The 18228-nt window shown below is 66.4% G+C and carries 18 protein-coding genes and 2 pseudogenes; 5 read left to right on the top strand and 15 right to left on the bottom strand.

The genetic code is table 11. The annotated features are described in order from the left end of the window. Positions 1-45: 45 nt before the first annotated feature. Complete coding sequence (locus J2W14_RS02985) at positions 46-945, bottom strand: glycerophosphodiester phosphodiesterase (RefSeq protein WP_307458120.1); 900 nt, start codon at positions 943-945, stop codon at positions 46-48. A gap of 50 nt (positions 946-995) precedes the next feature. Here J2W14_RS02985 and J2W14_RS02980 point away from each other — a divergent pair, with 50 nt between their 5' ends. After that, positions 996-2333 carry a DUF445 domain-containing protein gene (locus tag J2W14_RS02980; protein ID WP_307458117.1) on the top strand — a complete coding sequence of 446 codons (1338 nt, stop codon included), beginning with the start codon at positions 996-998 and terminating at the stop codon, positions 2331-2333. 306 nt (positions 2334-2639) lie between these two features. Here the strand turns inward: J2W14_RS02980 and J2W14_RS02975 are convergent. Further along, positions 2640-2762 (bottom strand): annotated as a pseudogene (locus J2W14_RS02975) (DUF4193 domain-containing protein); the annotation flags it as partial. Positions 2763-2801: 39 nt separating this feature from the next. Then, on the bottom strand, positions 2802-3737 hold the full coding sequence (gene ppk2, locus J2W14_RS02970; RefSeq protein WP_307458114.1) for a polyphosphate kinase 2: 936 nt from the start codon (positions 3735-3737) through the stop codon (positions 2802-2804). 156 nt (positions 3738-3893) lie between these two features. Between ppk2 and J2W14_RS02965 the strand changes: the two genes are divergently transcribed. Beyond that, positions 3894-4034 (top strand): hypothetical protein, encoded by a 141-nt coding sequence (locus J2W14_RS02965; RefSeq protein WP_307458111.1) that lies wholly within the window; start codon positions 3894-3896, stop codon positions 4032-4034. A 197-nt stretch (positions 4035-4231) separates the two neighbouring features. Here the strand turns inward: J2W14_RS02965 and J2W14_RS02960 are convergent, their stop codons facing one another. The 5 genes from J2W14_RS02960 to J2W14_RS02940 all read right to left on the bottom strand — a co-directional run bounded on the left by J2W14_RS02960 (position 4232) and on the right by J2W14_RS02940 (position 7461). Continuing rightward, entirely contained in the window at positions 4232-4921 is a 690-nt protein-coding gene (locus J2W14_RS02960; protein ID WP_307458108.1) for a nucleoside/nucleotide kinase family protein, read from the bottom strand. 93 nt (positions 4922-5014) lie between these two features. Beyond that, a complete protein-coding gene (locus J2W14_RS02955; protein WP_307458104.1) occupies positions 5015-5317 on the bottom strand; it encodes a DUF4193 domain-containing protein in 303 nt (100 codons plus the stop codon). A 522-nt stretch (positions 5318-5839) separates the two neighbouring features. Next, entirely contained in the window at positions 5840-6055 is a 216-nt protein-coding gene (locus J2W14_RS02950) for a hypothetical protein (protein WP_307458102.1), read from the bottom strand. 469 nt (positions 6056-6524) lie between these two features. Beyond that, a complete protein-coding gene (locus J2W14_RS02945; protein WP_307458099.1) occupies positions 6525-6695 on the bottom strand; it encodes a hypothetical protein in 171 nt (56 codons plus the stop codon). Between the two features lie 589 nt (positions 6696-7284). After that, entirely contained in the window at positions 7285-7461 is a 177-nt protein-coding gene (locus J2W14_RS02940; RefSeq protein WP_307458096.1) for a hypothetical protein, read from the bottom strand. Positions 7462-7669: 208 nt separating this feature from the next. On the opposite strand from J2W14_RS02940, the pseudogene J2W14_RS02935 reads away from it, so the two are divergent. Continuing rightward, positions 7670-8705 (top strand): annotated as a pseudogene (locus tag J2W14_RS02935) (NAD-dependent epimerase/dehydratase family protein). A gap of 441 nt (positions 8706-9146) precedes the next feature. On the opposite strand, the gene J2W14_RS02930 reads toward J2W14_RS02935, so the two are convergent. From J2W14_RS02930 to J2W14_RS02920, 3 genes are all read right to left on the bottom strand, one after another. Further along, on the bottom strand, positions 9147-9521 hold the full coding sequence (locus tag J2W14_RS02930) for a sigma factor-like helix-turn-helix DNA-binding protein (RefSeq protein WP_307458093.1): 375 nt from the start codon (positions 9519-9521) through the stop codon (positions 9147-9149). Positions 9522-9588: 67 nt separating this feature from the next. After that, complete coding sequence (locus tag J2W14_RS02925; RefSeq protein ID WP_307458090.1) at positions 9589-9966, bottom strand: hypothetical protein; 378 nt, start codon at positions 9964-9966, stop codon at positions 9589-9591. A gap of 255 nt (positions 9967-10221) precedes the next feature. Beyond that, positions 10222-10287: a hypothetical protein gene (locus J2W14_RS02920; RefSeq protein ID WP_307458293.1), complete on the bottom strand. Its 66-nt coding sequence runs from the start codon at positions 10285-10287 to the stop codon at positions 10222-10224. Between the two features lie 287 nt (positions 10288-10574). Between J2W14_RS02920 and J2W14_RS02915 the strand changes: the two genes are divergently transcribed. After that, positions 10575-11009 (top strand): hypothetical protein, encoded by a 435-nt coding sequence (locus J2W14_RS02915; RefSeq protein WP_307458088.1) that lies wholly within the window; start codon positions 10575-10577, stop codon positions 11007-11009. Positions 11010-12045: 1036 nt separating this feature from the next. Here the strand turns inward: J2W14_RS02915 and J2W14_RS02910 are convergent. From J2W14_RS02910 to J2W14_RS02900, 3 genes are all read right to left on the bottom strand, one after another. Further along, entirely contained in the window at positions 12046-12795 is a 750-nt protein-coding gene (locus J2W14_RS02910) for a LamB/YcsF family protein (RefSeq protein ID WP_307458085.1), read from the bottom strand. Further along, the gene (locus J2W14_RS02905) at positions 12786-13637 is read right to left on the bottom strand and encodes a hypothetical protein (RefSeq protein ID WP_307458082.1); all 852 of its coding nucleotides are present in this window, start codon (positions 13635-13637) and stop codon (positions 12786-12788) included. The genes J2W14_RS02910 and J2W14_RS02905 overlap by 10 nt, the downstream gene beginning before the upstream one ends. A gap of 112 nt (positions 13638-13749) precedes the next feature. Next, the gene (locus tag J2W14_RS02900; protein WP_307458079.1) at positions 13750-14349 is read right to left on the bottom strand and encodes a hypothetical protein; all 600 of its coding nucleotides are present in this window, start codon (positions 14347-14349) and stop codon (positions 13750-13752) included. A 103-nt stretch (positions 14350-14452) separates the two neighbouring features. On the opposite strand from J2W14_RS02900, the gene J2W14_RS02895 reads away from it, so the two are divergent. After that, a complete protein-coding gene (locus J2W14_RS02895) occupies positions 14453-15847 on the top strand; it encodes an MFS transporter (RefSeq protein ID WP_307458077.1) in 1395 nt (464 codons plus the stop codon). On the opposite strand, the gene J2W14_RS02890 is transcribed toward J2W14_RS02895, so the two are convergent. Next, complete coding sequence (locus J2W14_RS02890; RefSeq protein ID WP_307458074.1) at positions 15818-18148, bottom strand: glycoside hydrolase family 65 protein; 2331 nt, start codon at positions 18146-18148, stop codon at positions 15818-15820. The two genes, J2W14_RS02895 and J2W14_RS02890, sit on opposite strands and share 30 nt — an antisense overlap. Positions 18149-18228: the final 80 nt, after the last annotated feature.

The raw sequence follows: 18228 nt of genomic DNA, 5'->3' as shown, positions 1-18228 counted from the left end.
CGGGGCGCCCGCTAACCGCGGCCGCCTCCCCCAGAAACGGGGATCTTAGCGGCGGCTTTGGGTGCCGGCCGACAGCTGGGCGAGGACCTGCGCGGGCCGGTTCGTGGTGATCTCGTGGATCCCCAGCTCCTGGCAGAGCGCGACGTCGTTTTCCGAGTCCACGGTCCACACCCGGAAGCGGCGGCCGGAGTTCAGCCAGCGCCGGATGGTCCGGGAGTGCCCGCGGACGTAGTCGATTCCGGGTCCGGCGAGCCCGGTCTCGCAGTCGTCCAGGATCCGCTCGGCTTCGGTTTGCGCTGCCTTCATCAGGTTCGCGAGCGCCCCGCCGGTGATCGCCCCGAGGCCAAGCTCCTCCCGGATCTCCAGGACGTTGACGTCGTCCACGAGCTGGCACACGGCGGCGGCCGGGACTGATTTCAGCAGGTGCTTCACCGAATCCGGGCTGAAGCTCATAAAGGACACCGTGATGTTGCCGAGCCGTGAGGTCGCCGGGTCCCAGCCCTGGGACCGCAGGACCTCCAGGACCCGGTCCTCCAGCTTGAGCTGGAAGGGGCTGGGGTGTTTGAGCTCAATCGCGAGGCCGATCTCCCGGCCGGCAGCCTCCAGCAGGACCAGCAGCTCCGGAAGCGTCAGCAGCTGGGTGGACCGGGCACCGTATTCGTCCGGGATCCTGACGCCCTTCCAGGAGGAAAAGTCCAGCTGCCGGAGCTCGTTGAGGGTCCGGTCCGCCACCGGTCCGGTGCCGTCGGAGGTGCGGTCCAGGTTGGCGTCGTGCAGGAGCACCGCGTGCTGGTCCCGGGTGAGGTGGATGTCGCACTCCACGCCGTCGGCGCCGTCGGCGATGGCCTGCAGGTAGGCGGCCCGGGTGTGCTCGGCGAACACGCCGCTTGAACCGCGGTGGGCGTAGACCAGCGGACGGGCTGCGGCGGTCTCGTCAGTCGTCATGCTGCCACGTTAGCGGACAGCCGCCGCCCGAGCCGGGCTAGGCTGGGCACATGCAGGTGAATACTGAGCCAAGTACCCGTCCGGACGGACACGGCGACGCCGGAGCTGCCGCCGCCGGCGGTGCCGCCCGCCGCCACACCATGTCCGCCAGCGACGCCGAGAAGGCCTCCGCGCTGCGGAAGATGAAGCTGCTGGCGCTCTCGCTGCTGGTCCTGATGGCGGTCATCTTTGTGGTCGCCTTCGCCCTGCAGAAGCAGTACCCCTGGCTCGAATACGTCCGGGCCGCGGCCGAAGGCGGTATGGTCGGCGCCCTCGCGGACTGGTTCGCGGTGACGGCGCTGTTCAAGTACCCGATGGGCCTCAAAATCCCGCACACGGCCATCATTCCGCAGCGCAAGGACCAGATCGGCGCCTCGCTGGGCGAGTTCGTGGAGACCAACTTCCTCTCCGAGCAGGTGGTCCAGGAAAAACTGGCCTCCGTCGACATCGCCCGGAAGGCCGGGGTCTGGCTCTCCGGGCCCGGCGGCGCCGAACGCGTCGCCAAGGAAGGCGCCGCCGTCATCCGCGGAGCCTTTACCGTGCTCAACGACGACGACGTCCAGGCCGTGATCGAGGGCATGGTCCGCCGGCATCTGCTCGCCCCGCCGTGGGGTCCGCCGGTGGGCCGCGTCGCCCAGCGGATCTTCGAGGACGGCCACCACCACGCGCTGGTGGACGTGCTTGTGGACCGCACCGTGGACTGGGTGCGGGACAACCAGGAAACCGTCAACCGGCTGGTCACCGACCGTTCCCCGACGTGGGTGCCCTCGTTCGTGGACGGACTCGTGGGCGACAAGGTCTACGTGGAGATCCTGAAGTTCACCCGCGCCGTGCAGTCCGACCCGCAGCACCAGGTCCGCCTGTCGATCGATAAGTACCTCAAGGACCTCGCCCAGGACCTCCAGCATGATCCGGTGATGATTGCCCGGGCCGAAGGCATCAAGGCCCAGGTCCTGGGTGATCCCGAGATCCGGGAACTCGCCTCCCGCACCTGGGGGACCATCAAGGCCGCGCTGCTCTCCGCCGTCGACGATCCGCACAGCGAGCTGACCGTGCGGTTCAAAGCCGCCGTGCACGACTTCGGCACCCGGCTGGTCGTTGACCCCGAACTGGCCGGCAAGGTGAACAAGTGGATCGGGGACGCCGCAGGGTACCTCGTGAAGACGTACCGCTCCGACATCGCGGGCGTGATCACCGATACCGTGGCCCGCTGGGATGCGGAGGAGACCTCGCAGAAGATCGAACTCCAGATCGGCAAGGACCTGCAGTTCATCCGGATCAACGGCACCGTGGTGGGCGCCCTCGCCGGGCTCGCGATCTTCACGGTGGCGCATCTGGCCTTCGGCTGACACCGCGGCGCGCCGGTCTTCCAGGACATCCACACGCTGCATGGAAAAGAGTCCAACACGCGGGAGGACATCGATGAAACCTGGATTCTCTCCGGCCTGCCACAGCAGTACGCCGTAAAGTACAACGGACTCTTCGCACAGCGATTCCTCGTGGTGGCCGCTGACATGACCACGAAACTCACCAGCGGCTGGACCTCTCCCAGTTGCGGTGCCAGGAGCTCGCCGTCCGGTGCCTCCTGGACCAGATCGAGAAACCCTTTCAACGAAGAAGGGCAGGTCTCCCCTTACGCCCGCTGAGCCAGTGCCTGGAACCACCTGGACGATAAGTTCCTCGGCGACGAACTCTCCGCCCGGGGTCATCGCGTTATCCAGCGCGTCGGCCTCGTCCAGGTCGCGGACGACGCTTCTGGCATCCGCCGGCGTCGAACTGCACGCTTAGTACTCGGTGCCCTGGGGCAATCAGCGGGGCTAGTCGCCGACGGCTTCACGGCCGCGGCGCACGATGAGCGGGTCAGGGTCATAAACGATCGAGGTGTCCTTCTCGTCGTAGTCGAACTGATTGAGGAAGAAGCGCATGGCGTTGATCCGGCCGCGCTTCTTGTCGTTGGACTTGACGGTGATCCATGGCGCATGATCCGTGTCTGTGCGCAGGAAGGTCTCTTCCTTGGCGGCCGTGTACTCCTCCCACCGGTCCAAGGAGGCAAGATCCACAGGGGATAGCTTCCAGCGGCGGACGGGGTCGATCTGGCGGATCGCGAAACGGGTGCGCTGCTCGCGGCGGGTGACGGAGAACCAGAACTTGGTCAAGTGGATTCCGGAGGCCACGAGCATCTTCTCGAAAAGCGGCGCTTGAACCATGAAGGTGTTGTACTCCTGTTCCGTGCAGAAGCCCATGACCCGCTCGACGTTTGCCCGGTTGTACCAGGAGCGATCGAACATGACGATTTCCCCGGCGGTGGGAAGGTGCTGAATGTAACGCTGGAAATACCACTGACCATGCTCACGTTCCGAGGGTTTGCTCAAGGCCACAGTCCGGGCCGAGCGAGGATCGAGGTGTTCGGTAAAGCGCTTGATTGTTCCGCCCTTGCCTGCGGCATCGCGGCCCTCGAAAACGATAACGACTTTGAGGCCGTGATCCTGTCCCCAATATTGGAACTTCAGCAGTTCGATCTGGAGGCGGTATTTTTCGAGCTCGTACTCCTCCCGGGACATCCGTTGCTCGTACGGGTAGTCATCCCGCCACGTCTGCACCGCGGAGCCTTGGGGATCGATAAGCTCCGGGTCCTCGGCCTGGCCACCGCTGACCGTATAGCCCATTTCCACCAAGTTATCGATGGCCTCCCGCAGGTTGTCCCTCACCCACCATTGTTCCTGGGGCTTCCAAGGCCCGTCCCCCTGCGCCATCAGGTCCCCCTTCCGGAACCGCCCGGATCGGCCGCATCCAATCAACAAGATGAGTGTCTCACCGGGAAAGCCGTGAGGAAACCTCACAAACGCACCGGTCCGGCACGGGCGCGCGGAGGCAACCGACTCTGGCCGGAGTCCGAATGGGACGCAGGAATGACTGCCGAACACTATGCGGCTTCGCTGGCCTCAATTTCGTCCTGCGCCGTATGGATCATCTGGTCTGACGACGTGGCTCAGGCCATCAAATGGCACTCGGGCAGCCTGGTAATCGAATCTGTTGCGGTCGTTGATTAGCCCGCGGGTTGACCTTGAAGCATGAGACTCGGAAGTCTGTCACTACGGGAGTCGGTGAGTCGCTGCCCGCAGGCCCACTGCTGACAAGTTGCTGCTCGCTATGTGAGTACTATCGATGAGCCTCGAGGGCACTATATGTCGCAGGCAGTGAGCAACGGCGCCGCCCATATGATGCCGGCGGCCCGGTTTCCAGCCGCTTACTCGCGGCCGGGCGCCGAGAAGGTCGCGGGTGGGTGCTCGATTACGAGTGTGCTGCGCTCGCTTCCTGCTGCGACCAGGCGGGCATTGCGTTCGTCATTGCCGGTTGCGCGCCATTCGGCGATAGCGGCGTCGTTGTTGAACCTCAGGTGCCGGGCGGTGAGCCGGCGCAGGCGTTCGTCCTGTTCGAGTTCCACGAACCAGGTTTCATCCAGGAGAGATGCGACCTCGTTCCATGGGGCGTCGTCGAAGAGAAGGTAGTTGCCCTCGGTGATGATCAGGCGTGTTTCCGGCGGGACGGCGATGGCCCCGGCAATGGCGTCGTTGACTTCGCGGCGGAACATCGGGGCGAAGATCTCCCGCCAGGTCTCCGAGCGCAGCCGGCGGAGCAAGGCGACGTAGCCGGCACTGTCGAAGGTGTCCGGAGCGCCCTTGCGGTGCTCAAGCCCGCGGGACTCGAGCAGCGACTGGGCCAGATGAAATCCGTCCATGGGAACCAGCGCGACCTGCCCGGGATAGTCGGTGAGCAGGTGCTCCAGCAGCCATTCGGAAATCGTGGATTTTCCGGCACCGGGCGCCCCGGCTATTCCGAGCAGGCACCGTCCGCGCCGCAGGAGCAGCGCTTCAGCCCGGGCAAGGAGCTGCTGCTGGCCGGATACGTCCCAGCGCACGTAGGGAGGGGTGTTCATCGCCTCTTCTTTCCGAGTCTGTCTGGACCAGGACGGCAACCAACAGGAAGCATGGAGCATGGCCGACGGCCGGGCATCGGGTGCGCGAGCTTCCTAACCCTCGCACTCGATGCAGTACGAGTGGCCGCCCCTTTCATGCGCGAGCTGGGACCGGTGCCGGACCAGGAAACAGGAGTAGCAGGTGAACTCATCCTCGGCCTGGGGAATGACCTGAACAATGAGTTCCTCGGAGACAAATTCCCCGCCCGGGGTCATGGCCTCGTCCAGAGCATCGGATTCGTCCAGCTCGCGGACGACGCTTCGGGCATCAGGAGCGTTGGCGGACTGCAGCGCCTCAAGGGAGCGGTCCTGTGATTCCTTAACGTCGGAACGTACTTCGTCGTAATCGGTTGCCACTTGGTTGTGTATCTCTTTTCGGGTGTTCTGTGTCTGACGGAGCTGCAACGTACACCATAGCCCCGATATTCCCTGATCGCCCCCGGCCTGCAGTCCTCGTCCGAAGCGCCAAAAGTTGACCCTCGAATGCGTGGCCAATCTCTTAATTCTTCCAGCCCCCCGCGTCCCAGCGTCTTACCCACCGTCCGGCTTGGCCGTCTTCGAGGTCCTGGCGCCGACAGTGTTCAGCTGCGTTCGACCCGGAACGCCAGCCTCACAAAAGGTCCAATATCGGCGTTCCGGAATTAGCCCGGTAAGAGCTGCTTCACAGCGCATAAACCGCCTCCCGATCGAGCCACGGTGGCCGTCCGCAGTGACACCAGGTCATCCGCATTGCCCGCCATGTCGGGGACAATGGCATACAGCTAACCGCGGCCTGCCTGGGCGGTGCGCAGAGCCCTGGACCCCGCTGGCCGGATGCGGTGCGCGGACGGTTGTCAGTCAGCTGCCGGCGTTTCCGGTATCAGCCCAGCCAGGGGTGGTCTACCAGTCCCGATGTTCGCGGGTCAGTCCGAACGGGACGGCATCGCTGAGATCGACCGTGAAGGAGACGGGGTCATGTTGGGTGACCAGGATTCCCTGACGCCCTTCATGCATTGCCTGTGATAAGGCGGCGTCCACGGCTTCGTCGAGCTGGCGTTCCATGCTTGCGCGGTCGGTTGCGGTGACGGTCTTCGGGAGCTCAATAGTTGTTTTCATATGGATCTGGCTTTCTTGTGCGGCGATTGCTTGGGGCTTTCAGGGGCGCCTCTGCCCGGGCAGCTGACAGCATGTCCACCATTTAGTTAAATGTTGAAGTATCGAAGGAGTGGTCCCTTCCTCAAGTGGCGCGGGTTCGACCTGCGACACGGAACTTCAAAGTGAGCATGTCAAGAAGAAGGCCTGCGCCAGCGTTCATCAGGAGCCATTTGGCTGCTACGGCAAATTTCACGGCCATGGTTCTGCGCGGAGTGGACTGCGCGGGCTAAATTAGGTTAATCCCTAAAGCTGGGAGCTTCGTGGGACTCTGCCGTGTGGCTCCTGCATGTTCGCTGACCAAACAGGCAGGTTGAGGAAACGTCATTACGCCGGCTCAGAAGAGGTGCCGGGCGTTCGGAGTGGCTTGCGGTGCGGCCCGGGGCACAAAGTTCGGACGCAGGTGTTATCGCGGTGGCGGTAGGCCCCGGCCTCAGTCGAAGATGCCGGCCTCAGGCACGACGTGGGGCAGTGCTGCCTTCTCCGATGTTCGGGTCTTGTGTCCGTCGTGGGCGCATCTCTTGAAGGGGCCTTCGTTGTCCATGAGGACGCGGGCTACATCAAGGGCAACGTCGTTGACGAGATCATCGACACGTACACCCATGACATTGGTCCTTTGAACGGAGCCCGGGCTGTAGCCTGAGTTATCCCCGCACCTGCTGCCGAGGAAGCTCCCCCAAGGGCTTCCGGTTTCCAGCCGTGGATAACCCAAATTGACCCAGCAATGGACAGCTATAAGTCGGCCCTGCTCCGGTCATGTGGTCCGGGGCAGCAAAATGCACAAGCGCGTCCCTCGTTCTTTCACCCGGTGGTGACCATCCAGCGGTGCTAGTCAAAGATTCCAGGTCCAGGGGTCTTGTGGGGAAACGTCAAGGGAATGAGCACCCGCCTCCCGTAGCCGATGCACACACAGCGGCTTCAGGCCGGCCTGGTCCAAGAGCGAGGTTGTCATTAGAACCGTCGGGGCGGTGTTGCTGCGGAAAGGAGATGCGCCATGACGCGGCCGTTGCGGAGGAGTGCTGCGGCAAATCGTGAAATTGCGTGTGTACGGGCCCATGCGATGTGCAGGCATTCCTCCAGATTCGTCCGGCCAAACGTGTTTGGCCGGACGCATTTCACTCGCTGAAACGGGAGTTGACGGTCGGACGCAGCGGGTGGCCCACCGTCGTGCAGGGTTAAGGTAGTCGGGAGTGCTAGCTTCCGGTCGCTTCAGGGTGTATCCGGGCGCGCTTTTCCTCCGGGGTTTCGTCGCTTTCATCAGGGATAAAACTGGGATCGACACCAGTGGTGAAGTCGCCTGTGCCTGGGGTGCTGCCTTCGTTCCCGGCGCCGACAGGTACTGTGGCCGGTTGGTTAGGTTCTTCGCTCATAGCCTCAATGTAGGCTGGGCACCAGCTAGTGTCGAGGCATCGCTGACGCCCTGTTGCCGGGTGACAATTCTGCTTGGCGTAGAGGTTCTCCTCGATCGTGAAAGCAGTGACGCGGCAACGCAGGCGACGATCACTGAGCATCGGCAAGTACCCGCACTGCCAAGCACAACCTGAACCACAGCCGCCAAACCACGCTGAGGAGAAGCCCATGCGCATTGTCATCACCGGAGCCACCGGCCACGTTGGCTCGGCACTTTTGAAGCGGCTTCAGGCAGCCCACTCGGAGGAGGGCGCCGACCTTCAACTCGTGGGTATAGCCCGCCGTGACCCAGACCAGGATGCCCCCCCGTATCGCGACGTGGAGTGGCATGGCCTGGACATCGGAGACCCGAGGGACCAAGCGGCATTGGCGAAGGCCTTCACCGGGGCCGACGCGGTGGTGCACCTGGCCTGGCTGATCCAGCCCAACCATGACCGGGAGCTCCTCCGCCGGACGAACGTGGCCGGCACGGCCCACGTTCTCGCTGCGGCCCGGACGGCCGGGGTCCGGCACGTCGTGTGCGCTTCGTCAGTGGGCGCCTACTCGCCTGCTCCCAAAAACCAGCGGACCAAAGAGAGCTGGCCGGCAGGCGGCATCAAGGGGTCCCATTACAGTGTGGACAAGGCCGCGCAGGAAAGGCTTTTGGACGGTTTTGCCAAGGAGAACCCCGACGTCGTCGTGGCACGGCTTCGACCCGGATTGACGTTCAGTGCCGAGGCCGGCAGCGAGGTCGGCCGCTATTTCCTTGGCAGGGTCCTGGCGCGTCTCATCCCGCGCAAAACTCTGGTTGCCCCTGCTGCCGATTCCGAAGGAGCTGGTATTCCAGGCAGTGAACGCCGCCGACGTCGCGGACGCCTATTGGCGCGTGCTGGAGAGGCGGGCCGAAGGCGCATTTAACATCGCAGCAGAACCTATTCTCGATCCCAATGCGCTGGGTTGGGTGTTCGGCACCCGACGGCTGTTGCCGTTGCCGCTTCCTGTACTGCGCGCCGTGGTCGACGTTAGTTGGCGCTTGCGGCTGCAGGCAACCGACGGCGGATGGATCGACATGGCGGCCGGGGCACCTATCATGGAAACGGCGCGGGCACGCGAGCTCTTGGGGTGGACGCCCCGATGGTCGTCACTCGAGGCTTTGACTGAAATGCTGGATGGCCTGGGCGCAGGCCGGGGACGGCAGTCCTCGCCCCCGCTCACTCCCCGATAACGGTCACGCCCTGGGAAGTCACCGGCCCCATTTTGGTGTCGGACACCATGGGGATGATCCGGTGCAGTCGCATGGCCAGAAACCGCAACGTCCACTTCCTCTGTATTGGCCGCTTGGAAGACCGGTCCCAGACCTGCGTGGCGACACCAGGGCGGGATCCTCCCGACTTCCGCCAACAGATCCGGCGGGTCGCCATCGTGACGACCACCCTGGAGAGCCGGAACATCCGCATGGCGGAGGCCTTAGAGCCGACTCAGCTCATTCCTCCTGACGTTGATCCCCGCTCTTTGAGTCCTCGGCGGTAGGCGTCTCCCCCGGCGCCACCCCCGCCTCGGGCCCGACCTTGGTTATGTTGCCTTTCAAAGGATCGGGGTTGGCTGGCCGCGGGATCCTTGGCCTGCGTTGCATTGCTGCGGCCAGGCGTGGTCCCGTCCCCGCCACCTAACTTTTTATCAGGATTCGAAGAATCGTTCTCCGGACGGTAACCGCTCGTGGTTCTTCCGTTCGGTGGGAATGGTTGAAGTCCAGGCTGATGGGCGTCAGACCGCCGGGTCCGCATATCGTACTGACAAAGGCCGGCTGCGCCGGGGCGACGCCATTGCCTCCGACCCGGATCCTGCGCTGCTGGCCGTCTCTGCTCTGGACGGCTGGAAGCCCCATCCGCGAGCTCCGGCTCTTATGACCCTCCGCCTCCAAGAGCCGCTGTTGCAGACACATGAGCACCCGCGCCAGCCGCCGTGAGATCTGGATCTGCGACACCCCGAACCGCCTGCCCAATTCGGCCTGGCTTTCCTCACAGAAGAAGCGACGGTACAACAGATCCCGTTCTGGACCTGAGAGTTCTTCAATGGCCTGGGTCAGCCAGATGAGCTCATCGAGCCGCTCAACTGTGGGATCCTGTACCGCCAGCCCCTCTGTCCTCGACGGAGCATCGGAGTGTGGATCGGCGGCATCGAGTGATCCGGACGCATACTGGATGCGGCCGCCGCTGCCACCTGCACGGCCCGGACTGGAGCACCCAACGCCCCGGCCAGTTCCGCCGGACCTGGATTCCGGCCCAGGGCCTGGGCCAGTTCCGGTTCTGCACGCAGGAGTTCAATGCGAAGGTTCTGAACGCCCCGCGGGGGGAGGACGACCCAGCACCGGTCTCGCAGGTGGCGCTTGAGCTCCCTTTGATAGAGGGGGCGGCAAAGCTCGCAAAGCTGGTGCCCTTGGATTCGTCGAACGCCCGCGCCGCTTTGACGAGGCCCAAGTACGCCACCTGGACCAGATCCTCCCGTTTGCGGCTCCTGCTGGCCGAATCGCCATGCCAGCGACTCGGCCAGATCCAAATTACTCGAGGACTACCCGGTTCGGGCTCGTAAAGACCGTGATGCAGGGCCGAAAGATACACGGCTCAGAGATTAGGAATGTACGAGCGGGCAGCGCGGCGCGGCGTTGTCCTGACTGTAGGGCTGCTGTTTTGACAGGCGCAGGACCCCTCTGTCGTGGTCCTCCGCTCCCGGGGCGTCGGCAGTCACTCTTCGTGACCCTGATCCCTGCTCATCTGGTCCTCCGCGGGCGGGGTTTCCCCAGGGGCCATTCCCCCTCCCGGCTCCGGCCGGTAACGTTCCCCTCCAGCGGATCCGATTTCGAGGACGACGCCGATCCCCGGCTGTACCGTCGGGGTCTTCCGCCTCATCCGTGCTGCCGATCGGGGCTGCCGTCGAGGGCCCGGTCCGGATTGTCCGGTCCGCCGCCAGAATGTTGGGCTCTCATCGACTGCAGCCTTCCGTGCTCATTGGCTATGGACTATTGGTAAGCATGCTGCTATTTCTGGTGCTGTCAAGTCCGCACGAGAGCAATGCGACGACAGCGAAGGAGCGTGTGATGGGAATCGAAGACAACGTGCGTGGAGCGGCCGAGAACGCTCTTAAGGATCTCGCCGGGCTGTCAGAGCCGAATGACGACGCTCATGTGCCGGAACCCGGCGACCCCGATGAAGAAATCAAGGTCCACTCATCCATCAGTGAAGGATCCAATGCCGGTGAAGCGGGGGCAGAGACGTTGGCCGACGCAGCGAACCGGACCGACGGTACCGTGGAGGCGCGAGGTCATGGGAGCGCCGGAACTCCGGTCCCCAGTGAGGGCGATGATCGCTCCGGGGCTTTGGGCAGCGAAGCAGCAGCGGGGGAGGAAAGCGTCGCGCGTCCCCCGCGCGGGGTCCCTGGACCAGGCGGCCTGCCGGAGCCGGACCCGGATGGCCTTCGCGCCGACCCCTCGGAAGGGGACGAGGACCCGGCTGCCTCCATGGGCCGCGGCTGAGGGGGCCATCCGCCCTCGACCCTTAACACCCGGCAGCTGTCCAGTGGCGGATAGGTCTGCTGAGCGGGCACGCGTCCCTGATCAAGTTGCACAAATCTGGAGGAGCACATGGGAAACAAAGACCACAACGTCCGGAAACCCCGGGAGGGTGAACGGGACGAAGTGCCACCCGAGGACGCGTCCGCACGAGACTCCCTTGCTGGTGATGCTGCAAACAAGATCGACCCGGATATGGGCACTCCCGAAGCGGCCGCCGACCCGGTCGAGCCGCAATCGCATGAGTAGCGGGAACACGAGAGCACGAACCCGGGGGCACCGATGAACAGGCCGGTCGCTGCGAGCCCGATTCCCCGGTGCTCGAAGGCATCCTGAAACAACTCGAAGGTCAGGGCGGCGATCAGGGCACCCCCACGAACGACGCACGCCGACGAAGGCCCGACCAGCAAGTCACTGCAAGTCAGCACACCGAAGAGCAGCGCCAGCCCCACAGCGACCTCATGGACGGCAGCCGGAACCGAGGACAACAGAAAACAAAACTGCGGATACCTCGTCCTCTCGATTTGGACCTTCGGTGGGTGCGTTCATCGTTCCCTGGACGCTGCGCGTGTCCCGTACGCGGAAGAACGGAGGCCACGATCTCCCACGGAACCAAACACGCGGCTTCGTTGGGGTGCCTTAGCTCTGACCAGACTTGAATCTCGCCGGAGTAGACGCACGATTCGTCTCGGAAAGGCAGGGACGATGACCGACCGCAGCGACTCTGAAGTACCGGCGGATCAGGCACCCGTAGAACTGAAATCGGACGCCCAAAGCGCCAGCTCCCAGACCCGGCGCTCCTCGGCCGACGGACGCCCAGGGCGATGACTCCCGCAGCTTGGAAGAAAATGCCAGACATACGCCGGCATGCCATAGGCGTTGATGTCACTGACCGATCCTGAGAGTGCGCGCGAACGGGAACAACTCATGGCGTACGTGGAAGCCAGATCTCGCCGGTTAGCGGCGCGGGAACCGGGCGGGGGGATCCGTCAGACACGGGTCAGGCGAAACTCTCCAGTTCGACGCCGGCGCTTTCCAGGGCCGTGCGGATCGCGGCGGCCGTGGCGAGGGAACCGGGGGTGTCGCCGTGGATGCACAGCGACTGCGGTTCGATCCGGAGCACGGTGCCGTCAACGGCCTCGATCTCGCCCTTCGTGGCGAGGCGCACCGCCCGTTCGGTGATCCGGTCGACGTCGTCCAGCATGGCCCCGTCCTGCGCGCGCGGCACGAGGGTGCCGTCCGGCAGGTAGGCGCGGTCGGCGAAGGCCTCGGCGAAGACCGGATGGCCGGCTTCCCGGGCGATGCCGAGCAGGGCGGAGCCCGGGAAGCCCAGGACGGGAAGTCCCGGATCGTAGGCCTGGATCGCGGCGACCACGGCGGAGGCCTGCTCGGCGTCGCGCACTGTCCGGTCGTAGAGCGCCCCGTGCAGTTTGACGTAGTCCACTGAGGCGCCGACGGCGTGCGCCACCCCGTCCAGGGCGCCGAGCTGGTACAGCACGGCGCCGAAGAGGTCATCAAAGGTGATGTCCATGGACCGGAGGCCGAAGCCGGCGAGGTCCGGGTAGCCGAGGTGCGCGCCGACCCGGACGTCGAGCTCGTACGCGGCCCGGCAGGTGTCCAGCATGGTCACCGGGTCCCCGGCGTGCAGGCCGCAGGCCACGCTGGCGCTGGTGACCAGCGGGAACATCGCGGCGTCGTCGCCCATGGTCCAGGTCCCGTAGGACTCCCCCAGGTCAGCGTTCAGATCCAAAACGTGCCGCCTTCCTGCGCCGCCTTGTCCCTGCTGCCCGGCACGGCCCCCGGGCCTGCGTCTGCCGCCGGGCCGGCAGGTGCCGCGGGGCCGCCCAGTTCGCCGGGGATGATGAGCGGCATCGGGCCGAACGCCTCCTTGGCGTTCGCGACGACGGCGCGCCCCATCATCCGGTTGCCCACGCCGCCGACGACGGCGCCGATGCCGAACGGCAACGCCCGGCCCAGCAGGGCCGTGCCCTGCTGTTTGAGCAGGGTGCGGAGGAACATGGTCTGGATCCGTTCGCGCACCGTTCCGAAGCCGGACAGCGGGACCCGGCGGGAGAAGAGGGAACCCCAGGCCTGGGTGGGGCCCTTGCCCTGTCCCGCGGCCTGCCCGCTCAGCGAGCTCAACAGTGCGGTGCCTTCCTCTCCCAGCATGATGGCCATGACCAGGGTGCTGGCCTTCTCCGGGTCCACCAGCCGGACGCCGTGGAGTTCGGCGAGGGAGGTGGAGAACAGTGCGGTGGCTTCGAGGAAACCGATGGTCGCGGCGGCCGAGAGGCCCAGCGCGGCGGCGGTCCCGACGCCGGGAATGACGGCCGCGCCGCCCACCAGGGCGCCGCCGCCGGTGACGGCGATGAGGTAGTCCCGTTCCAGGGTCGCGGCGAGCTGCGCCGCCGTGGCCTGGGGATTCCTCCGCTGGAGCCGGCGGATGTTCGCCAGCACCAGCGGGCGCTGGACTTCCACGGCCCGCAGGAGCACGTTGTGGACGCCCGGCTTGGGCTTGCCCTGGGCGTCGAACATCGCACTGTGTGCTGACTTCTGGGCAATCTTCATTGCCGGGTTGCTGCGCTTGGCCATCGTCGCCTCTCCGTGAACTGTAAGGGTGCTGAGTTTCGTCTGGTGTTAACACTAGGCCACGGCCGCGCCGACCGCGCATCGGCCCGCCTCAGCCACCGCCCGGGCGAGGCAGCTAGAGCGCCCACGATTCGGCGACGGCCACGAACGCCGACGACGCCGGGCCCAGCGGACCGGGGTACATACTGGCGGCGCCGGGCCATTCCACCCCGAATTCCACGAGCCGGCCGGTGCCGCACGGCAGGTACACGTTGCTGAGCGAGGCGCTGGAGTCTCCGAGCTGAAAGTTGGGAGCGGCGAACTGCCGGCGGTCCAGGACCCCGCTGATCTCCAGCTCGGCCTTCCGTCCGATGGCCCGGAGTCCCCTCCCGGCGTCGAGGCCGACGTCGAACTCGTCGTCGGTGTGGGTGATGGCGTCCAGCGGAAACCGGGCAGCCTCCGGGAAATGGCGGGTCAGTTCGGTGGCCAGGGTCGCGGCGAAGAACTCGCTGGTGCCGTAGCTCCGCCAGCCCTGGAGGGTGGCGACCAGCAGGGCATGGCCGGCGCCCCAGCGGGACCAGTCGACCATCCAGAACGACGCGAAGCAGCTCGCCGGCTCGCCCGGCAGCAGGGTTCCACCGGCGTCCACCGGGTGCAGGGCGAGTCCCGCGTTGGCGCCGATGAGGGCCAGGCTGCGCCGCGAAGTTGTTGTGGCCGAGCCGGCCGATGTGTTCATGACAGGAGCCTAGCCGGGGGTAGCCCTGCGGCGCGGACGCGCCCCGCCGACGCGTCCCCGGATGGGCTGGGTGGGGTCGGGACCGGGCCTCTAGACTGGAGCCATGCGTTCACTGAGGGCCCTCCGCCCGTTCGCGCACCGGGAATACCGTGTGCTGATTGCGGCCCTGGCCATCTCCATTTTCGGCTCCGGAATGTGGGCGGTGGCGATGGTCTATGAGGTGATCCATCTGGGCGGCGGCCCGCTGGAGCTCTCCCTCGTGGCGGCGGCGGGCAGCGTGGGACTCGTCGCGTTTGTCCTCGCGGGCGGCATCGCGGCGGACCGGTTCCCGCAGCGGCTCCTGATCATCGCGGTGGAGGGTGCCAACCTTGCCGTCATCGCCGTCATCAGCGGGCTGGCCCTGCTGGGCTGGCTGCAGCTCTGGCATCTGGCGCTCGGCGGGTTTGTGCTGGGTGTCGGGGCGGCGTTCTTCTTTCCCGCCTACTCCGCCATCCTCCCCCGGATCCTTCCGCCGGAGGACCTGCTCGCGGCCAACGGCATGGAGGGGACCATGCGGCCGATGCTGCAGCAGGCCGCCGGTCCCGCCGTCGCGGGCATCCTGGTCGCCGCCCTGTCCCCCGCGCACGCCGTGACGGGGGTGGCGGTGTGCCACCTGCTGGCCTTTTCCATCCTCAACCTGCTCCACCGCCAGCCCCGGCCCGGGGCGGAGGGCGGGGCCGGGCCGGAGCGCGCCGAGGCCGGGTCCGGGTCGGGGTCCGGCGAACCCGCCCGGACGTCCGTGCTGCACGACCTCCGCGAGGGGGTCAGCTATACGGTCCGCACGCCCTGGCTGCTGTGGACCCTGCTGTGGGCCTGCATCTCCGTGTTGTTCCTGATCGGACCGATTGAGGTGCTTCTGCCGTTCGTGGTCCGCGACCAGCTCGGCGGCGACTCGCGTATGTTCGGCTTCCTGCTGGCGATCGCGGGCGTCGGCGGCGCGGCAGCGTCGCTGGCCACGGCGTCGTTCCCGCTGCCGCGCCGCTATCTCACCGTCATGATGGTGGGCTGGGGTGCGGGCAGCCTGCCGCTGGCAGCCGTGGGCATCCTGGACAGTTTCTGGGCGCTGGCCGCCGCGGTGTTCATCTTCGGCGCCACCGGCGGCATGGGCATGGTCATCTGGGGGACGCTGCTGCAGCGCCGGGTGCCGCCGCACCTGCTGGGCCGGGTGTCCAGCCTGGATTTCTTCGTCTCGCTGGCCCTGATGCCGGTCTCGATGGCCCTCGCCGGACCCGCCGCGGAGGTGCTGCCGATCTGGCTTATCTTCCTGGTCGCCGGGACGGTGTGCCCGGTGATGGCGGCCGTCGCCATGGCCGTCGCCCGGATGCCGGCCGACGAACTCGCCCACCCGCTGGACGGCCGCGAGCCGGACGGCCTCGAGGTGGACGGCCTCGCCGACGCCACGGCCCGGGCCGAAGCCTCCGGACCGGGCCTAGACCGCCGCGCGCACGATCGGAATTGACGCCGTCGGAAGTCCGCTCGGGAAGATCGTGGGTTCCGGAACCGCGACCGGGGCCAGCGGAACCCGCACCGTGTCGCCGTCGACGGTGAGCCGCTCGCCGCGCACCTCGACCTCCAGCGGTGCGCCCTCGCGCACGGTCAGGCTGATGGAGCCCTGTGCCAGTTCGAGCTGCAGCAGCCGGCCCTGGAGCTTCAGGTGGAAGGACAGCCCGTCCCATTCGGCGGGCAGCCGCGGGTCGAAGTACGGCACGTCGCCCTGGTCGCGGAGGCCCGCGAAGCCGCTGACCAGCGAGCTCCAAACCCCGCCGGTCGAGGCGATGTGCACCCCGTCGATCGTGTTGCCGTGAGTGTCGTCCAGGTCGATGAACAGCGCGTGCGTGAAGTGCTCGAGCGCCGCGTCGGCGTAGCCGACCTCGGCCGCCATGATGCCCTGCACGCAGGCGGACAGGGTGGAGTCGCCTGTGGTGATCGGGTCGTAGAAGTCGAAGGCGCGGCGCTTCTCCTCGGCGGTGAAGTCCTGCCACTGCAGGAACATCGCCAGCACGCTGTCCGCCTGCTTGAGGACCTGGTGGCGGTAGATCACCAGCGGGTGGAAGTGCAGCAGCAGCGGGTACTTGTCCCGCGGCGTGGACCAGTCCCACGGCTCCAGGGTCATGAAGTCGTTGTCCTGCGAGTGCACCTGGAGGTCCTCGTCGTAGGGCAGCTGCATCCGGTTGGCGGCCTGTTCCCAGAGCTGGCGTTCGGCGTCGTCGATCTCCGCGTGGTCCAGCGCCGCAGCGGCGCGCAGGTTAAACCGGGCCATGACGTTGGTGTACAGGTTGTCATTGACGACGGCGGTGTACTCGTCCGGGCCGGTGACGCCGTGGATGTGGAAGAGCCCGTCCTTGCCGAAGAAGCCCAGGGAGACCCACATCCGGGCGGTCTCGATCAGCAGCTCCGAGCCGAGGGTCTCCTCAAACGCCTGGTCGCCGCTGGCCCAGATGTAGCGGTTCGTGGCGAAGGCGATGGCGGCGGCGATATGGAACTGGGCCGTGCCGGCGGCGTAGTAGGCGCTCGCCTCGAGCCCGTTGATGGTGCGCCACGGGAAGAGGGCGCCGTCGACGCTGAGCTCCTTGGCGCGGATCTTGGCCTCCGGGAGCATGTTGTGGCGGAACTCGAGGACCTGGCGGGCGTTGCCCGGGCTGGTGTAGGTCAGGTACGGCATCAGGTACACCTCCTGGTCCCAGAAGTAGTGGCCTTCGTAGCCGGACCCGCTGACGCCCTTGGCCGGGATGCCCGCCACGTCGGCGCAGGCCGTGGCCTGGGCCAGCTGGAAGAGGTTCCAGCGGACGGCCTGCTGGAGTTCGGTCTGGCCGGCGAGGATGATGTCGCTGGTGGTCCAGTACTCGCGGTAGTGCGCGGCGCTCTCGGCGAAGATCTCCGCGAGCGTCCTGAGGCCCGCCTCCGCGTCGTCGGCCAGGTCCTCGGATGCCTGCCCGACGGCGTAGCTGACGCTTTTTTCCAGCACGAACGGCTCGTCGGCGCCGACGGCCAGGACGTAACGCACGCTGCTGTCGTCCTCGTGCACCTGGGTGTCGAACGGCTGCACCCCCGCGTTCGTCCAGTGGTCCACGGCCAGGCCGATGCGCTGTTTGGATTCCGCGGTCTCCCAGGACAGGCGCAGCGAGCCGTCGCCGCCGTCGAGCCGCACGGGAAGCAGCACGCGGCCGGCGTGCCGGCCGGCGCGGCGCGGGTCATGGGACGAGTGGTCCTCGACCGGCTGGTCCTGGCGGTTGATCACCGAGGAGGTCACGTCCGCGGAGATGTCCCGGTCCGCGGCCAGTTCCAGCGAGATCCCGAGCGCGCCGCGGGATTCGTAGCCAACGGCGCGGCGTTCGGTGGTGGTCACGGTGGCGCCGGAGCGGCACTGCCAGGTGATCCGGCAGTCGTAGACGCCGGTGGCGAAGTCGACGCTGCGCCGGTAGTCCAGCACGGTGGTTTCTTCCAGGCTCAGGGTTTCGCCGTCGATGACCACGGTGAAGTTGTTGGCGTCCGGGATGTAGAGGATCCGCTGGCCGGTGCGGGCGAAGCCGTAGGCGTTCTCGGCGTGCTTGATGTCCCAGGTCTCGTGGAAGCCGTTGATGAAGCTGCCCGGCAGGTCGGCGTCCGGGGCTGACCAGTGGGCGCCGCGGATGCCGAGGTGGCCGTTGCCCAGGCTGAAGAGCGTCTCCAGCGTCCCGGCGTTGCCAGGGAGGTGGACGGTCTCCACCAGCTGCCAGGGGTCGTTGGGGAACCGTGCGCGGTCCGAAGTGATGAGGGCCATGGATTTTCCTTCAGGCGGTAAAGAGTCAGGTGGCGAAAGTCGGTGCGGGACCCTGCGGTTGGAAACGGAGGGCGGAAACG

The organism is Pseudarthrobacter oxydans (assembly GCF_030812335.1).
Taxonomy (GTDB): domain Bacteria; phylum Actinomycetota; class Actinomycetes; order Actinomycetales; family Micrococcaceae; genus Arthrobacter; species Arthrobacter oxydans_B.
This window is presented reverse-complemented; position numbering and strand designations above follow the sequence as displayed.